Below are 17,617 nucleotides of genomic sequence, written 5' to 3'. Positions count from 1 at the left end.
TAAATACAACCTTAAGCTATATTTTATTTACTAATTTAGGGCTTTATCGGAAACGAATTATAATAAAACACACAAACAAATAAGCGCTATGATATTAAAAAAGGCAACTGTTTTGGTTGTTGATGATGACATTGATGTGTTAACCGCAGTGAAACTCCTGTTGAAAACCGAAACACAGGAAGTGATCACTGAAAAAAATCCTGAAAACCTGAACTGGCTGCTGCAGAGGAACCAAGTTGATTTGGTATTGCTTGACATGAACTTTAACAGCGCCATCAACACCGGGAACGAGGGAATATACTGGCTCCGGAAAATTAAAGAGTGGAAACCCAATGTTTGTGTGATTATGATCACCGCTTATGGTGATATCGACCTAGCGGTACGTTCATTAAAAGAAGGCGCCAATGATTTTATCGTAAAACCATGGCACAACGAAAAGCTGATCACTACTATTAAAGAGCTGCTCGATAAACAGGAAGGTAACAAGCCGGCAAAAGCAAGTGTTAAAGCTGCCGGCAATACTTCTATCCTTGGCGACTCGGAAGTAATGCAGGATATATTTCATAAGGTAAATAAGATTGCCCCAACTGATGCCAACATTTTAATATTGGGCGAAAACGGTACAGGTAAAGATCTGATGGCGAAAGCTATCCATGAGCGTTCATTACGTGCGGATAAGCCATTTGTTAAGGTCGATGTAGGTGCACTGACTGATACACTGTTTGAAAGCGAGTTATTCGGACATAAAAAAGGCGCTTTTACCGATGCGCGTGAAGACCGGGCCGGACGTTTTGAAGAAGCACATGGCGGGACCTTGTTCTTAGATGAAATCGGCAACATCAGCCTGCAGCAACAAGCCAAGCTGTTAACCGTATTACAAAACCGCCAAGTGACCCGTTTGGGTACAAACAAGCCGGTGGATGTGGATATCCGCCTGATCTGTGCCACCAACGTACCGCTATTTGAACTAGCGAATGAAAACCGTTTCCGTAAGGACTTGATCTATCGGATTAATACTGTTGAGATCAACGTACCACCGCTGCGTAAACGCAATGACGATATTATCTTATTAGCAAGGCATTTTGCAAAAATGTATGCTAACAAATACCTGAAGCCCTCAACGGATTTTGATGCAGGTGCCTTACAGAAATTAAAACAGTACAATTTCCCCGGCAATGTGCGTGAACTGCAATATACTATAGAGCGGGCCGTAATTATGGCTGATGACCATGTTTTGAAACCTGATGATCTGATATTCTCCATACTCGAAACACCTGCTGAAGATGAGGTTGAAGCAGATAATGTTCCACTAAGCACGCTCGAAAAAAATGCCATTTTAAGAGTGATTGAAAAGAACAACGGCAATATTACCCGCGCAGCCAAAGAATTAGGACTAACACGCACCGCCTTATACCGTAGACTAAGCAAATATGATATTTAAACGTTACGAATGGCGGCTTTTGCTGCGTGTATTGATATTGTTTGTTACTTTGACGGGAACGGCGGTTATTGCCGTACAAGGGCCGATCATCTATATGGTTCTGGCTTGTCCGCTGCTGGTATATGAGTTGATTGATATGATCCGCTTTCAGAAAAAAGCGCAGGATGAAGTAAGCCAGTTTGTTGAATCAATTCACTACAGGGACTTTTCTCGCCACTTTGACGTGCGGAAAGCCCCTACCGAATTAAAACCACTTAGGAAGGGCTTCAATGAGATCAACTCTACTTTCAAGCTGATAAGTCGTGAGCGGGAGACACAATATCATTATCTTCAAAAGATATTGGAAATTGTTGATACGGGCATTTTATCGTATGAACTCGAAACTGGCGAAACTGGTTGGATAAACGAGGCCTTTAAACGAATCATTGGCATTCCGTATGTTAAAACAATTTCTTCACTTGAAAAGCGGGAAGAGGTTCTATATAAGGAGATTACCAGTGTAAAACCTGGTGAAAGCAAAGTAATTACAATTACCCGTAATCAACAATTGATAAAGGTATTAATCACCGCAAGTCTGCTGCGTAGCGATGACAAAGTTTATAAGCTGATTGCGTTTCAGAACGTCAGCGAAGCTTTGGATGAAACTGAATCAAAGGCTTGGCAAAAGCTGTTGAGTGTAATGACGCACGAGATCATGAATTCAGTGGCCCCAATCTCCTCTTTAGCGGATACTTTGAAAAACAGGTTGCAATCGCCCGAGATAGTTAACAGTTCAATGGGTGGACAACTAGAGGATCTGGAACTAGGTATTGATACGATAAAACGCCGTAGTGAGGGTTTGTTAAAATTTACTGAAAGCTACCGTAACCTGAACAAGATCACCAAGCTCGATCTCAAAAAAATAATGGTACGCGATATATTCGAAAATCTGAGCAGTTTGATGCATCCATCGATGGAGAAAAAGCATATTGAACTGGAAATCGTGCTACGAGACCCTGCTCTGGCTATCGAGGCGGACATTAACCTTCTGGAACAGGTGATGATTAACCTGCTTGTTAACGCTATAGAAGCAGTAAAAGACAGGGAGCATCCACGCATTACACTTTCTGCAGAGACTCAACAGAATAATCGCACTGTGGTTAAGGTATCAGACAACGGTTCGGGCATACCGACTGACCTGCTGGATAAAATATTTATACCATTCTTTAGCACACGGAAAACAGGCAGTGGTATTGGATTAAGCCTTTGCAAACAGATTATGCTGTTGCATAAAGGTAATATCCAAGTGCAATCTGCCGAAGGCGTGGGATCGGCGTTTTTGTTGGTGTTTGCGAGCTAATTGAATCTATTTTTTTGCAACATTCGCCACGGCCTTTTGCGGCAATCCCGTGTCGCCACTTTGCTTTTGCAGATTGAATTTAAATTTGGTCACTCTGGCATCGTCGTCATTAGATACGGTGAGCTCCAGATCATACGTTCCCTCAACTGTCCAGCTGTCGCCATCGATAAAATGACCAGCCTTACCGGAGAAATGAGCCTTGGCAATTCCGTCTGATTGTTCGACATGGAATTTAGTCACATAATGGTGGGTCATGTCAAAACCCGGAAGAAAACCCTTCCAGGTATTGATAATATCATCTGATGTTAAAACAGAAGCCGGGTTCCCGCTCATGGAATAATAATCCAGCAGCACATCATCGGCAAATGACGCTTTAACCTTGTTCCAGTCACGCTCATCGGCGCCTTCAAAAATGTTAGTGATTACGTTAATGATCTTTTCTGTTTCCATAGCTTTTAATTTTAATCACATCACTACTTTAACCTTTATCTGTCCGTCCGATAATGTACGCACGATCAGTTTTTCTTCTGTCGGGTAAATGGCCATTATGTCCAGGCCTCGTATGCTCACATCGGTATGAACGCCATTACCCATATCACGGCTCATTTCAGTCTGTATCCGCTTTTTACTATCGGCAATAAAACTTGTGAAATTATAAGTAGCACGCTGGCGTATCATTTCGGTAATCTTCGCATTGAACATCCATTTGGCTGCCTTCAGCATCCATGCCTTGGTTTGCAGATCGAAGGTCAGGTCAGGAAAAGAAAGTTCATGTGTCGTAGGGTTATAAGTAGGCGTTCCCACCAGGTAAATGGTGCCTGTACTGGAGCCCTTAAAATCAATTTGCATCACGATCTGGCTACCGCTACCCCATATCTTGGTATTATCCACAATAAATTGTTTGCCGGCTATATCAGCGCTTTGTCCTACAACCTGCTGGTTAACCATTTTAGTCAGATGATCGTAATTCTCCAACAAGTCAAGGTATACATTGAACCCCTTCGCAGGTGTATAGGCAGTCAGATTCGGTACAGGCTTGGCAGGCGGCGGGTTACTTACGGTAGTTACCACCGGCTTAGCCGATAAGCCAACGGAAAAGCTAAGCTGTGAACCATTTAAACTAAAATTACTCAATCGCACTGATTCAGGATTAATAGAAACATAACCCACATCACCTATTTTAGTTTCGCTGGCAATATTTTTCCATAATTGGTCGATGATCGGTTTAATGTTATAGGCCGCAACCTTATCATCTACTTGTTTACCCAGATCATTCAACGGACCGGTGATGTATTGGATTAACCTATCGGTTACGTCAATATTTCCCATTAAAATATTGCAACGATCAATAGGTCGTGGTGCAGGGTACAATATGGTTTTGGATTTCAGGTGATAATCAGGCAATACAGTGATGGTCGTTTGATAAGATATTTCCATTCTGCGTGGTGCTTCTCCGATGCCGCATTGCGCTGATACAACCGGAACTATACATTGCGGTCCCGATCCGAACATCGATGAACATTTGGCACAATAGGATGCACTAATGCCATAACTGCCTACAAATTTGAGATTTACGACGTTATTATTGCCTGTAATAGTAAACGGCGTACGCGTAAAAGTATAAAAGTAGCGCAGGCCTTCACAAGGTTGCTGGTTATCTGAATATTTGGTCGGAACCGAGTTTTCTGCCTGTACAAAATAGCTTTTCAGGTCAACTGTGACCGGAACATCGATATTGGAAAGCGGCTGAATAAGTTTCGGAATATCGACTGCAGTTTTTGCCGGGGCCAATGGTTTTGTTGCAGCGCATGAATAAAGTAAAACAGGCAAAAGGAATATTGCCAATAATTGTGTTGGTTTAAGTATCATATCAGGGGCATGGTAAACTGGTTGTAAAAATAGTAAAGCTTTTAATTCTGAGCTTAAATATTATTTAGTTTAGCTTTCTACATGAAAAGCATATTGGCTATATCCGGCAGTCTTAGGCAAGGCTCATCTAATCATAGCATTTTACAGTTATTGGGTAAGATGATGTCAGGGGGAATCAATTATAGTATTTATGATGGAATACGTAATATCTCCGCCTTTGACCCGGGAATTGATAACGATAATCCACCTGTTCAGGTTACTGATTTCAGAAAAAAAATATTTCAGGCTGATGGTATCATTATTTGCACTCCGGAATATGCTTATGGGGTTCCCGGCGCTTTGAAAAATGCATTGGACTGGACGGTATCCAGCGGTTCGTTCTCAGGCAAACCCACTGCCCTTATCACCGCATCAACCGGTGGTGAAAATGCACATGAAGCGCTAATCAAAATTCTGGGTGCTATTGATGCCAAACTTTCACCGGACGCAACCTTATTGATACCATTTGTCCGGTCGAAAATGGACTCAAATGGTAACGTGGTCGATAGTGATACATCTCAACAGCTAAGGGTTCTGCTTGAGGCTTTCATCAACTTAGTATAAAACCAATCAACTCAATCCAACCTAATCAACCACTTAGCTAAATCCACCCTGCCAATTTGACAATATATTGACTTTGGAACAAGCCTTGATAAATGAGCACAGATAATATAACTCATTTCTAAAACTATTATAGATTATGCAAGAAAAAGGAACAATCTCGATCCACACCGAGAACATTTTCCCGATCATTAAAAAATTCTTATACTCTGACCACGAGATATTTTTGCGCGAACTGGTATCTAACGCAGTGGATGCTACTCAAAAAATGAAGCGACTTGCCTCATTGGGCCAATACAATGGCGAATTGGGCGACCTGCGTGTCGAAGTGGCATTTGACGAAAAGGCGAAAACCATCACCATATCCGATAATGGTATTGGGATGACTGCCGAAGAAATTAAAAAATACATCAATCAGATTGCTTTCTCCGGCGCTACCGAATTCATGGAGAAATTCAAGGAATCAAAAGATGCCAATGAGATAATCGGTCGTTTCGGCCTGGGTTTCTACTCAGCCTTTATGGTGTCTGATAAGGTCGAAATTGAGAGTTTATCCTACCAGGAAGATGCAGAACCCGCACACTGGGTATGCGATGGCAGCACTGAATTTGAATTGAGCGAAGGCAATCTGACAGAACGCGGCACGGAAATTACACTACACATTAACCAGGATTCAGAAGAATTCCTGACCAAATACAAACTGCAGGAAATACTGGATAAATATTGCCGTTTTTTACCTGTGCCTATCATTTTCGGAACCAGAACTGAAGATGAACCGGATGGTGAGGATGAAGAAGGCAAACCAAAATACAAGCAGGTTGAAGTACCGAATATCATCAACGATACCAACCCGATCTGGACAAAATCACCAAACGATTTGAAGGATGAAGATTACCTGGAATTCTATAAACAGCTGTATCCATTCTCAGAAGAACCTTTATTCTGGATCCATTTGAATGTGGATTATCCGTTCAACCTGACAGGTGTATTGTATTTTCCTAAAGTGAAAAACGAGTTTGAGTTTCAGCGTAACAAGATCAAATTATTCTCGCGCCAGGTATTTATTACTGATGAGGTAAAAGACATTGTGCCCGAATTTATGATGCTGTTGCAAGGTGTGATCGACTCACCGGATATCCCGCTGAACGTATCGCGCAGTTTCCTGCAGGCTGACAGTAATGTAAAGAAGATCAACACCTACATTACCAAAAAAGTGGCTGATAAATTGTCAGAGCTTTTCAAAAATGACCGTGCGGCTTATGAAGAAAAATGGCCAGATATCGGTCTGTTTGTTAAATACGGTATGGTGAGTGAAGATAAATTCTATGACAAAGCCAAAGAGTTCGCTTTGTTAACCAATACTGAAAAGAAAAATTTCACCCTTGAAGAATATAAAGAGAAAGTAGCGCCTGAGCAAACTGATAAGAATGGCCAATTGGTTTACATTTATACCAACGACCCTGAAAAGCAGGATGCCTTCATCCAGTCGGCTAATAAAAAAGGTTATGATGTGTTGGTGATGAACTCTCCAATCGACAATCACTTCGTGAGCGCCCTGGAGCAAAAGCTGGAGAAGACTTCGCTGAAACGTGTTGACTCGGATGTTGCTGATAAACTGATTCAGAAGGAAGATGCGCCTGCTCACATCCTAACTGAAGAAGAATCAGCTAAAGTGAAGACCATCTTTGAAAAAGCGATCAACCGTCCTGCATACAGAGTTGAACTGGAAAGCCTTAATCCTGAAGAGTTACCGGTAACGGTTACTATGGATGAATTTATGCGCCGTATGAAAGAAATGGCCGCAATGGGTGGTGGCATGGGTTTTTATGGCAACATGCCGGATAACTACAAAGTAGTGATCAATGCGAATCACAAACTGATTACCCGCATCTTGCAGGATGAGAACGAACTGGAACAGTCTCAATTAGCTCGTCAGGCTTTTGACCTCGCATTATTGTCACAAGGATTACTGACCGGTGCCGATCTGACCGAGTTTGTTAATCGCAGTGTGAATCTGATATAATCAGAATAAAATTGATTTGAAGAGCCCTGGTTTTCCCGGGGCTTTTTTTTTTGAATAAAGTTTGGGTAACTTTATGGAATCTCCCCTGATTTCTCATCATACCTGTATTATGAAGACTTTAAGATACCTATGCATCCTGCTGCTAATAGTTGGCGCCGGATTAAACACCACATTTGCACAAACCACCAGGAAAGACAAAAAAGCCGAAAAAGAAGCGACAATAAAGAAAAATGTCGACGGCCAGAATTACACCTTTATAGCTAATTACGTATTGCCCCAACGCGGAGGCGCCAAACAGTTGACAGAAACCTATTATGATCTGAAAGTAACTAAGGATAGTGTGATTGCTTTCCTTCCGTATTACGGTCGCGCTTATTTTGATGTGCCTTATAATGGTGATACGGGCATGAAGTTCACCTCGACAAAATTCAATTATGATGCAAAGGCCAAAAAGAAAGGCTGGGAAATAACTATAAAACCAACCGATGCGAAAAATATCGATAAGTTAATATTGAATATATCTCCCGATGGTTACGCCACCTTATCGATAAACAGTGTAAACCGCGATTTTATCTCTTATGACGGTTATTTGAAATAACCCTTTACCATAATATATGTCCCTTAAAGGGTACAATTTAAAAGGTTCTGATTACTCAGAACCTTTTCTTTTATTCTGCATACGCACATTTTTACCGTGGTATAGTATTTGTTAATCATTAGTTAATGGTTTAAATCTCTAGATATGAAAAGCTTAAGTAAATTATTAGTATTTGCATTCGCTGTATTGGGAGCAAATACTGTTTGTGCACAAGCATCATTAAAGGGCGATGAAGCTAAGAAGAAAACCGAAGTAAAAGAGTTGATCGATGGTAACCTCTACACATTTGAGGCTACCAAAATGGTCACAAAAAAAGGCAATAGCGAGGCTATAAAATCAGGAACCGATCTTGATATCTCAAAAGACACACTGATTGCTTATTTACCGGGTGTTGGTAAAAAGACAGACGCATCCGTTAAAGCTATGAATGCAGGTGTTACCTGCACCCATTTTAGCTATACAAAAGAACAAAGCAAAAATGGTGGATGGAACGTGACTATTATTCCAAAAGAGAAATATGCCCAAAATGAAAGAGACATCAAAAAAATCAATATGGCTATTTCTAAAAATGGTTATGCAACAGTAACCGTCAACTTTACCGACCGTAATCCGGTTGCATTTTACGGGTACATTACCGAACATAATGCCATGTTCCCTCCTTCCAGGAGGATGGCTGCTTCAGACTAATAAAATTTAATTTTAACAGGGTTGAAGCCTAACTTTCTAAATGCCCTGCGTTATCCTTAACCCCTGTTTTGATAGCTTGTCAGCAGCCATTAAACCTTTTCCCTGCAAGATTGTTCTAATTAGAGTTAACCATCAGAATAGTAAAGATATGTTAGTCATAGAAATTAGTTCGGATGGCAAGTCACCATTTACGCTTACCGAACTCAATAAATATAATATTCCGCTCCCACCCAATGGGTTAGACACGGAAGAGAATAACGATGTTGTAATGAAATTTGAAGACGAACAGGAAGCAATAGATTATTCCTATGAACTGGATAGATACGCAAATTCCATCGACAATAAATCAGAGGAATACCGCATCATTACAACGATAGTCAAAGCAATCAGTGAGGATGAGTTTGTGCAAAATTACATCCAGGATTGACTATATGAATAATTACGTGAGCCTGCAAACCGCATACCGCAAACTGCCAACTGGTATCACACCTCTATAATAACGCCTGCATAGGTTAGTCCTCCGCCGAAGCCAAGCAACAACATCTTATTTCCGGGTTTTATTTTACCGGATTTTGCAGCCAGATCCCATGCCAGAGGTATAGATGCCGACGATGTATTTCCATATAACTCAATACTGGTCAGCATTTTATCCATAGGTACATTAAGTTCCTGTGCAACTGCTTCAATAATTCTAAGGTTAGCGCTATGTAATATTATCCAATCCAAGTCGTCAAGCGTTATAGAATTCTTCGATAATAGCTCACCTACCTTATGAGTGATGGTCTGAATAGCCCATTTGAATACTACTTTGCCGTTCTGGTGTATCTTCCCGTTAGGAACTATTTCCTCTCCGTTAACTACAGAATTATGTTGTGATAAATAAAGATCTTTACCATGGCTACCGTCTGTACCGTTAATAGTGCTGAATATTTTACTTTTCTCCGCAGCTTCCACCAATGCGGCTCCAGCTCCATCCCCAAATAATATGCATGAAGTACGGTCGGTAAAATCAGTGAATTTGGATAAGGTCTCTGCTCCAAATACCAATACTTTTTTATGAGTTCCTGCGGCGATTAATCCCTTAGCCAGAATAAGGCCATATACAAAACCCGCGCAGGCAGCCATAATGTCAAGACATCCTGCATCCGGTATATTTAAAGCATTTTGTATCTGGCTGGCCATATTGGGCATCACCTGGTCGGCACTGGTGGTGCCTACTATGATAAAATCCACGTCATCGAATGAGACACCTGGGTTTTCAGCCAATAAATTTTGGGCAGCTTTTATGCATATATCACTGGTATATTCATCCGGCGCAGTAAACCTGCGTTCTCTGATTCCCGTTCGCGATATGATCCATTCGTTATTCGTTTCTATTTTATCGGCAAACCAATCATTTGTTATAACTTGAGATGGCACATATACACCTACGGCTGAAATTTGAGAATTCATTATCAGGATTTATAATTTATACTAAAGTACAATTTAGTAAATATTATAATTTCAATGCAAGGATTATCTGAAACAATATTTTAAATAGAAATATTCTTTTTAAAGAAGGCATTTGGCGATCAACCCCGTCCAGCCGGTTTGGTGAGATGCACCTACCCCACGACCATTATCTCCGTCAAAATATTCATGAAACAAGATATAGTTTTTAAACTGCGGATCAAATTGCATCTTTTTGTAATTACCAAATACAGCACGCCTGCCGTTTTCATCACGCAGAAATATATTAAGCAGGCGATAGTATAAATTATCAGCTACCTCTTTCAGGTTCATAAACACACCAGAATTTGTAGGGCATTCTACTTTGTAATCATCACCATAATATTGATAAAAACGATTCAAGCTATCAATGATGAGATAATTAATAGGTATCCAAACCGGTCCGCGCCAATTACTATTGCCTCCAAACAGACCACTATCGCTTTCTGCAGGTAAATATTTAACGCTGAACTCGTGCCCATCAACTTTGATTCGATATGGATTATCCAGGTGATATTTTGATACCGAGCGTATACCATACGGACTCAAAAACTCATTTTCGTCCAGCATATACCTAAGCAGCGACTTCATACGATAACCACGAAGCAAGCTTAGCAGATGTTTTCCCTGTGCATTTTTTTCATTCCAACGGGATACCAACGCGGCAAGATCAGGACGATTATCTGTAAACCATTTCATCCGGTCTTTAAATATCGGGCTATCAGTTATGTCTTTATCTTCGAGGACCTCAGTTGCGAATAACGGGATCAACCCAACTATACTCCTGATCTTCATTTTTTGCACACTCCCATCTGGCGATTTAAGCTGATCATAGAAAAACCCATCCTCCTCGTCCCATAGACCCTCTTTATCCTTTCCTAAATTTGACATGGCCCCTACTATGTAAAGGAAATGTTCAAAAAATTTAGATGCAATGTCTGCATAAGCGCCGTTATTGGCTGTCAATTCAGATGCAATCCGAAGCAGGTTAAGTGAGTACATCGCCATCCAGCTGGTGCCATCGGCTTGCTCCAGGTATTGGCCACCGGGTAAAGTAGCATTTCTATCAAATACTCCAATGTTATCCAGACCTAGAAATCCTCCTTCAAAAATGTTATTGCCCTGCGCATCTTTGCGGTTTACCCACCAGGTGAAATTGAGCATTAGTTTATGAAATATACGTTCCAGGAAACGCAAATCGCCTTTGCCGCCATTCGCCTCTTTATCCTGTTTGTATATGGTCCAGGTTACCATAGCATGCACCGGTGGGTTGGCATCGCCAAAATCCCATTCGTAAGCCGGTAACTGGCCATTAGGGTGCATATACCAATCACGGGTGAGCAATAGCAGTTGCCTTTTTGCAAACGCCATATCTACCTCGGCCAATGGCAAACAATGAAAAGCCAGATCCCATGAGGCAAACCATGGATATTCCCATTTGTCCGGCATAGATATGATAGCCCGGGTATTCAGGTGCTGCCATCTGTTGTTCCTTCCGGTCAGTCGTTCAATAGGCGGCTTGGGCTCTGTGGGATCACCGTTTAACCAATTATGAATATCGTAATGATAATACTGCTTGCTCCATAGCATACCCGCAAAGGCCTGCCGCTGAATCATACCGTGATCACTGTTACTTGAATGTTGCTGCAGCGTATTATAAAATTCATCCGCCTCAGCCTGTCTGTTTTTAAAAACAGTATCAAAATCCTCAAAAGCATTTTTTGCATCCTGTGTCAAACGAAGGCGAATAGTTGCACTCTGATTTGCAGGAATAGTAATATCGTAGTTTATTGCTGCTTTTGTACCTGCATTTTGTGGGTTGATGCTATTTGCGCTATGTACCAGGTAGTCATTTATACCATCCTTATAAAAAGGCTTACCATCATCATAATTATACAGTCGTTTGGTATTGGTGTCGTTGTCGCAAAAAAGGGATTCAGCTTCTCCATCTGATTTTAGCCAGTATTGCCCAATATCTTTGTGATAAATATCCATTACGCCGGGTGAATCCTGCCTGAGGCGCGGTTTGTAATCATCATAGCCCCAATCCCACGTATTACGGAACCAGATAGTAGGCAATACATGCAGCGAAGCATCTTCGCTTCCCCGGTTATGGACTGTGATTCTCACTAATATTTCACCGGATGTACATTTGGCATACTCAACAAATACATCAAAATATTTATCCTCGTCAAATATGCCTGTATCGATCAGTTCAAACTCCGGATCGTTCCTCGTCCTGCGTTTATTCTCATCAACCAGCCATCCGTAAGGATACTCCTGCTGCGGATATTTATACAGCATTTTCATATAGGAGTGTGTAGGCGTACTATCCAGGTAATAATATAGTTCCTTTACATCTTCGCCATGGTTTCCTTCCGGATTACTTAATCCGAAGTAACGCTCCTTTATGATCGGGTCTTTTTTATTCCATAGAGCAATGGAAAAACAGAGCAACTGCAATTCATCGCATATACCCGCAATACCCTCCTCGTTCCAGCGATAGGCCAGGCTCCGGGCCATATCATGGGTAGAATAGTTCCAGGCGTCGCCATTTGCACTATAGTCTTCCCTTACTGTTCCCCACTGGCGGTCACTCACATAAGGACCCCATTTTTTCCAGTCGTTGTCCTGCAACCGTGCCTGTTCTGCATTCATAGGTATTAAGGTTAATAACGGTTTATGATGTACAAATAAAGTGAAGATTTTGGCCAGTTCAACCTGTTAACATAAATATAATCAGGCCCATGCGTTGCGCAGGAAGCGTAACCAGTTGCCATGCATCATGTTTTCGATATCTTGTTCGGTATAACCGCGTTTACTTAAAAGTGCGGGGACTTTTTGCAGATCAGCAATAGTTTCCAGGTCGTAAGGGCATTGTTCTTTTCCGAATGCACCATCCAGGTCTGTACCCATGCCTACATGTAAGGAGTTGCCTGCAATCTGGCAAATATGATCGATATGATCGATCATCGCCTCCAGGTTACAGTTCATCTGTTTTGGTGTGGATACACCTCTTACCCATCCGGGCACCATCATCCAGGCATCCAAAGCCGCTCCGATCACTGCACCACGGTCAATCAGCTCACGGATCATTTCATCACTGAACTGACGGTTATGATCCACCAATGCCCGGCAATTGTTATGACTGGCCCAGATGTGGCCGTTAAAATTATCCAGCGCCTGCCAAAAAGCATCATCACATAAATGCGTAGCATCCAATATTATTCCGAGGCGTTCAATTTCCTTTAATAATTCAAGCCCGGCTTTGCCCATTTTTCCGGTAGCGTCTGTCCCATTCGCATACCTGCCAGAGCCATAATGTGCCGGACCGATAGCTCTCAATCCATACCGATGCGCCCTTTCAAGATGTTTTAGCGTGATGATGGAATCTGCCCCTTCCAAACTCAAAACATACCCAACTGGCTTATCTGGGGTTGATTTAGCATATTTCCATAATTCGATGTGCTTTTCCAAACTTTCCAGGTCTGTTATCTGCACCATCTCGCCATCTTCCTCCATCGCCTTATACCAGGCTAATTGACCCTGTGTTTGCGCCCATGCCTGTTCAGGTGAGTGCCAACCCGGCAACGGGTTATCAGGAGCAACATATCGCCCTATTTGTGTTGCAACCACCAATCCTATTTCGCCTTTTCTCAGTTCAGGTAGAGACACCACGCCATTACCGCGATCAGGCTTGTCGGTTAATCCTTTTTCGCGTTCATTTATTTCTGCAATTGGTCGCCGCAAATCGCGGTTCCATTCCAGTGCATTCATACTTAGATCAAGGTGGGCATCAATAGTGAACATAGTTGATTGTGTTGAATGGTTAATTGAATGAGTGGTTGGTGATTGTTATAAACATAATCAACTTAGTCCAACTCAATCAACCAATTTAACTTAAATAGTAATCTTCCGGTCCCGGGCAATATTGCGCCATTCTCCGCTTATGTGATTATTTTCAATAGTTATCGCGCGTTCATACAGGGCGACTGTCGGGCAAATATGATATGGCAACCCATACAATACGTCGCCTATTTTATAGTTATGACCTCTTCCCGCATCTACTATCAAATGTTCTTCGCTCTGGCCAACAAAGGCCAACTCAGGAGCATTGAGAAAATATATCCTTTTGGTCAGTTCATTCTCTGCTGAAATAGATTTGTGCCCAACATCCAAACAAAGTTTGCCTTCATCGGGTAGTGAAATTATTCTTGATATCACAAGCACTGCTGTTAAAAATGGCTGCTCTTCGCAGTTCAGGCTATATCCCCTGTCCCAGTATATAAAAGTACCCGGACTGCATTCAACCGTTTCCCTGTTTGCGTGAATCGGAAATGTTGGCGAACCTCCGGCAATGATAATTGGTTCAGGATAACCATTTTTCCTTATTTGTTGCTGAAGATGCTCAACTTTAGCAAAGGCTTCATTCGCTTTCTGTTCACGTACTGCAAACTCTTTATCATGAATATGGCCATCATAGGCATGTAAGCCTATCAATTTTATCCCGTGCAGCTCACTGCAATATTCATAAAGCTCGAGTGCATCATCCGGTTTTATGCCAGTTCGGTTCATGCCGATATTTAAATCAATATAAACAGGAATGATAATATTATTCTCAAGAGCAACCTGTGATATGTGATCTGCAGCGACCATGTTATCTACCAGGCAGGAATATTGCGTTTCCGGATAGGCTTGTATCAGCTTAATAAATCGTTCCAGTTTTGGGCCGATGGGCTGATAAGCCAGCAAAACATCGGGTGCTTTGCTCGTACCCAGCATTTCTGCTTCGGCAATGGTGGCACATTTAAACTTGGTGATACCTGCCTCAAGCATTAATAATGCTGTATCCTTACATTTATGGGTTTTTACATGCGGGCGCAAACGCGAGACATCATCTATCATCCCTTTCAGGACATTGATATTCTCCTTCACCCTGTCAGGATAAACCACCAACGCAGGCGTATCTAGTTTATCAATATCATTGATTGTATACCAATTTTGATCAGTCATTTCTTTCGGTCTTACGGACTTTCGGACTATAACTTAAACCAATTCAAATAATGCTTCAATCTCCACAGGAATATTGTCAGGCAAAGATCCCATGCCCACCGCACTGCGAACGCCAATGCCATTATCTTCGCCCCAAACTTTTGCAAACAGCTCACTGCAACCGTTTATAATAAAAGGGTGCTTCTCAAAATCAGGCGTGCAGTTTACCATTCCTAAAACCTTAATTACACGTTTTACTTTATCCAGGCTACCAAGGTTTGTTTTGATGGTAGACAAGATTGCTAAACCCACCTGGCGTGCTGCCAGCTTTCCATCTTCGGCAGTCATGGTTTCACCAATACGGCCAATGATCAGGGTTTTATCGTCTTTTACTGTTCCGTGTCCTGATACATAGAGGTATTTTCCGTCAATTAAGTAGGGTTTATAAACGCCTAATGGCTGTGGTGCAGGGGGCAGATTGAGGCCCAAAGCTGCGAAATTTTGCTCGGGAGTATTCATTTTATAAAACTAGGAAGATTTACCGATTTGCTGAACTTATATTTAAAATCTGATAGTATAGAAACAAAAAAGCCGGGTATCTCAGGCCCGGCTTTCAACTAATCAACCAGTAAAGATTTGTTCAACTAAAATTTTACTGTAAGTCCGATATTCACCACATAATCTGCGAATGCGGCATCGCCCTGCGTATAAACGTGAGTGATTGCCTGGGTACGCAAGTCTGGAACACTTTGCGTACGGTCGCGAATGACTGCAATAGGGAAGAATCCGTAGATCGCAATATTTTTAAAACGATAGGTAATGCCTGGCTCGCCAGATAAAATACGACCCGGCCTTCTGAAACCATCGCTGGCGCCAAATAAGTCGCGCACAGGCAAGCAATCGTCGCGGAAGCCTGCAGAAATATCAAAACGACCGACTGCATAACTTGCACCTGCCCTGATCAGCATTTGATCCGGCACGCTTTCTATATCTCCTGTCGTTGCAATAGTTTGGGCATTTGCAGGAGTAGATGATCGGGGTGTACCATTTACGTCTCTTGGATTGGCCAGGTAAAAGAAGTTACCGTAGAATCCAAATTTATGAGACAGATTGTAATAAGCGTTTATCTCAGCACTTACTCCCGTACCACCATCGCCCAATTGAATAGACTGGTCCACAGGACCTAGAGTTTTTGAGCCATCAGCATTTAAGAAATAATCCTGTAAATTATATGCACCAGTTGCAAACTTTGCACCTAAACCCACCTGGATATTTCCCTGGTGAACTTTAGCAGGATTAAATAACCAGTAATAACCCGTTACACGAATATCGCCCAAACCAAAAGTATGCGTACTAAACCTGGTACCGCCTTTTGATACCTGTGAACGGCTGTTATCAGCATAAGGTATATCCAAAGCTATTGACCAGCGATCGTCAAATATCCTGGTAAAACCAAAATCCTGGGTAACGACTTTATTGATTACGTTATTGTGCAACTGATCAATACGGTAGTATTGTTCTTGTTTACCAACAAAGTGTCTGAATGATTTATAATAACGGGTATTACTGTTAAACAGCCATGATCCGCCCTTAAGTGCACTATCAGGGTGTTCGTCCATAGTACATAAACCACCTGTACTGCGTATGGCTACGCAACCCTGGGCAAAAACATTAGAGCGGCTAATAATTAATAAAAAGAGTACAGCAAATAATGATTTGTAAATAGTTTTCATTTTCGATTAAAGATTAAGATTGATTTTTAAGGTTGAAGATTATTAAGTTGTTGCTATTGTTTTTTGTGTCTTGATTGATACTTGAGGTAAAATGAACCAAAGGGCCAGTATAGCACCGTAGCTACCGCCGCGTTCTATCCATTCAAAGGCTTCCCAATGCGGATAGAATAACTCTGTTCCTATTTTCCATATAAACAGGGCAAAAATTACCGGTCGAATAGGTTTAATCAAAACGCTTATTGCAGCAAGGATTTCGAATACACCAACAATGTGGGCTACCTGAATAGGATCAGAAAAGCCTAATGAAGTATACTGACCAAGAAGGCCCTTCTTTTCCACCAGGTTGAGCCAGCCGTGACCAGCCAAAAGCAGGAAAACTACTATTCGCAAACAGTTAGTGGCGACAGCAAGTGTCTTTTCATTAATAAGGGTATCCGGGCTGATTCTGCTAAACCAGTTTTTTATATTCCTTCCACCTAATCCGGATAGGATCAAAAGGGTTAATGGTGAGCCATAATTTCCTGCACGCTCTATCATTTCAGCAAAGTGTTCGCCAGACAGAGGACGTAATGAAGCTGTTATGCATCCCCATACTATCAACCATAATAAAATAATCCTGGTGGGATAAATCAATAAAGAAATCCCCATCAGTATATCCAATACACCCACTATAGGCATCATGTGAGTGCCTAAATCATGAGTGATACCAAAAACAGCAAAGTAGTTGAGCCATATTGCTTTTCCGATAATACCAAAGGCGCCATGGCCAATGAAGCACATTGCCGCAGCAAAACGAAGTGTAAAATGAATTTTAGAATCTAAATGCAGTGAATTTTCCATTAATTAT

The 17,617-nt window shown here is 41.7% G+C and carries 16 protein-coding genes; 7 read left to right on the top strand and 9 right to left on the bottom strand.

The genetic code is table 11. The annotated features are described in order from the left end of the window. Nucleotides 1-88: 88 nt before the first annotated feature. Together VIM89_RS14700 and VIM89_RS14695 are read left to right on the top strand one after the other, a co-directional pair. Nucleotides 89-1,441 carry a sigma-54-dependent transcriptional regulator gene (locus VIM89_RS14700; protein WP_488156925.1) on the top strand — a complete coding sequence of 451 codons (1,353 nt, stop codon included), beginning with the start codon at nucleotides 89-91 and terminating at the stop codon, nucleotides 1,439-1,441. After that, nucleotides 1,431-2,780, top strand: coding sequence for a sensor histidine kinase (locus tag VIM89_RS14695; protein ID WP_488156924.1), 1,350 nt, complete (start codon nucleotides 1,431-1,433; stop codon nucleotides 2,778-2,780). Before VIM89_RS14700 ends, VIM89_RS14695 begins: the two co-directional genes overlap by 11 nt. Nucleotides 2,781-2,786: 6 nt before the next feature. On the opposite strand, the gene VIM89_RS14690 is transcribed toward VIM89_RS14695, so the two are convergent. Together VIM89_RS14690 and VIM89_RS14685 are read right to left on the bottom strand one after the other, a co-directional pair. Beyond that, the gene (locus tag VIM89_RS14690; protein ID WP_488156923.1) at nucleotides 2,787-3,230 is read right to left on the bottom strand and encodes a nuclear transport factor 2 family protein; all 444 of its coding nucleotides are present in this window, start codon (nucleotides 3,228-3,230) and stop codon (nucleotides 2,787-2,789) included. 15 nt (nucleotides 3,231-3,245) lie between these two features. Then, nucleotides 3,246-4,649 carry a DUF4403 family protein gene (locus VIM89_RS14685; protein ID WP_488156922.1) on the bottom strand — a complete coding sequence of 468 codons (1,404 nt, stop codon included), beginning with the start codon at nucleotides 4,647-4,649 and terminating at the stop codon, nucleotides 3,246-3,248. Nucleotides 4,650-4,730: 81 nt separating this feature from the next. Between VIM89_RS14685 and VIM89_RS14680 the strand changes: the two genes are divergently transcribed. The 5 genes from VIM89_RS14680 to VIM89_RS14660 all read left to right on the top strand — a co-directional run bounded on the left by VIM89_RS14680 (nucleotide 4,731) and on the right by VIM89_RS14660 (nucleotide 8,984). Continuing rightward, nucleotides 4,731-5,252: an NADPH-dependent FMN reductase gene (locus VIM89_RS14680; protein ID WP_488156921.1), complete on the top strand. Its 522-nt coding sequence runs from the start codon at nucleotides 4,731-4,733 to the stop codon at nucleotides 5,250-5,252. Between the two features lie 136 nt (nucleotides 5,253-5,388). Further along, nucleotides 5,389-7,272, top strand: a complete 1,884-nt coding sequence (htpG, locus tag VIM89_RS14675) for a molecular chaperone HtpG (protein ID WP_488156920.1) — start codon at nucleotides 5,389-5,391, stop codon at nucleotides 7,270-7,272. Between the two features lie 109 nt (nucleotides 7,273-7,381). Then, on the top strand, nucleotides 7,382-7,870 hold the full coding sequence (locus tag VIM89_RS14670) for a DUF4251 domain-containing protein (RefSeq protein WP_488156919.1): 489 nt from the start codon (nucleotides 7,382-7,384) through the stop codon (nucleotides 7,868-7,870). 144 nt (nucleotides 7,871-8,014) lie between these two features. Then, nucleotides 8,015-8,557: a DUF4251 domain-containing protein gene (locus VIM89_RS14665; protein WP_488156918.1), complete on the top strand. Its 543-nt coding sequence runs from the start codon at nucleotides 8,015-8,017 to the stop codon at nucleotides 8,555-8,557. A 148-nt stretch (nucleotides 8,558-8,705) separates the two neighbouring features. After that, nucleotides 8,706-8,984 (top strand): hypothetical protein, encoded by a 279-nt coding sequence (locus tag VIM89_RS14660; RefSeq protein ID WP_488156917.1) that lies wholly within the window; start codon nucleotides 8,706-8,708, stop codon nucleotides 8,982-8,984. A gap of 56 nt (nucleotides 8,985-9,040) precedes the next feature. Here the strand turns inward: VIM89_RS14660 and VIM89_RS14655 are convergent, their stop codons facing one another. The 7 genes from VIM89_RS14655 to VIM89_RS14625 form a co-directional block, all read right to left on the bottom strand. Next, nucleotides 9,041-10,009 carry a beta-ketoacyl-ACP synthase III gene (locus VIM89_RS14655; protein ID WP_488156916.1) on the bottom strand — a complete coding sequence of 323 codons (969 nt, stop codon included), beginning with the start codon at nucleotides 10,007-10,009 and terminating at the stop codon, nucleotides 9,041-9,043. Nucleotides 10,010-10,108: 99 nt separating this feature from the next. After that, complete coding sequence (locus tag VIM89_RS14650; RefSeq protein WP_488156915.1) at nucleotides 10,109-12,703, bottom strand: MGH1-like glycoside hydrolase domain-containing protein; 2,595 nt, start codon at nucleotides 12,701-12,703, stop codon at nucleotides 10,109-10,111. A gap of 81 nt (nucleotides 12,704-12,784) precedes the next feature. Further along, nucleotides 12,785-13,855 (bottom strand): dipeptidase, encoded by a 1,071-nt coding sequence (locus tag VIM89_RS14645; RefSeq protein WP_488156914.1) that lies wholly within the window; start codon nucleotides 13,853-13,855, stop codon nucleotides 12,785-12,787. Nucleotides 13,856-13,945: 90 nt separating this feature from the next. Further along, entirely contained in the window at nucleotides 13,946-15,058 is a 1,113-nt protein-coding gene (locus VIM89_RS14640) for a D-TA family PLP-dependent enzyme (protein WP_488156913.1), read from the bottom strand. Nucleotides 15,059-15,091: 33 nt separating this feature from the next. Further along, nucleotides 15,092-15,556 carry a RidA family protein gene (locus tag VIM89_RS14635; RefSeq protein ID WP_488156912.1) on the bottom strand — a complete coding sequence of 155 codons (465 nt, stop codon included), beginning with the start codon at nucleotides 15,554-15,556 and terminating at the stop codon, nucleotides 15,092-15,094. A gap of 125 nt (nucleotides 15,557-15,681) precedes the next feature. Then, nucleotides 15,682-16,770, bottom strand: coding sequence for a hypothetical protein (locus tag VIM89_RS14630; protein ID WP_488156911.1), 1,089 nt, complete (start codon nucleotides 16,768-16,770; stop codon nucleotides 15,682-15,684). 42 nt (nucleotides 16,771-16,812) lie between these two features. Beyond that, nucleotides 16,813-17,610: a hypothetical protein gene (locus VIM89_RS14625; RefSeq protein ID WP_488156910.1), complete on the bottom strand. Its 798-nt coding sequence runs from the start codon at nucleotides 17,608-17,610 to the stop codon at nucleotides 16,813-16,815. Nucleotides 17,611-17,617 lie beyond the last annotated feature (7 nt).

The organism is Mucilaginibacter sp., from assembly GCF_036568825.1.
In the GTDB taxonomy this organism is placed as follows: domain Bacteria; phylum Bacteroidota; class Bacteroidia; order Sphingobacteriales; family Sphingobacteriaceae; genus Mucilaginibacter.
The sequence above is the reverse complement of the archived record's forward strand: the minus strand, read 5'-3'. Positions and strand labels throughout refer to the sequence as shown.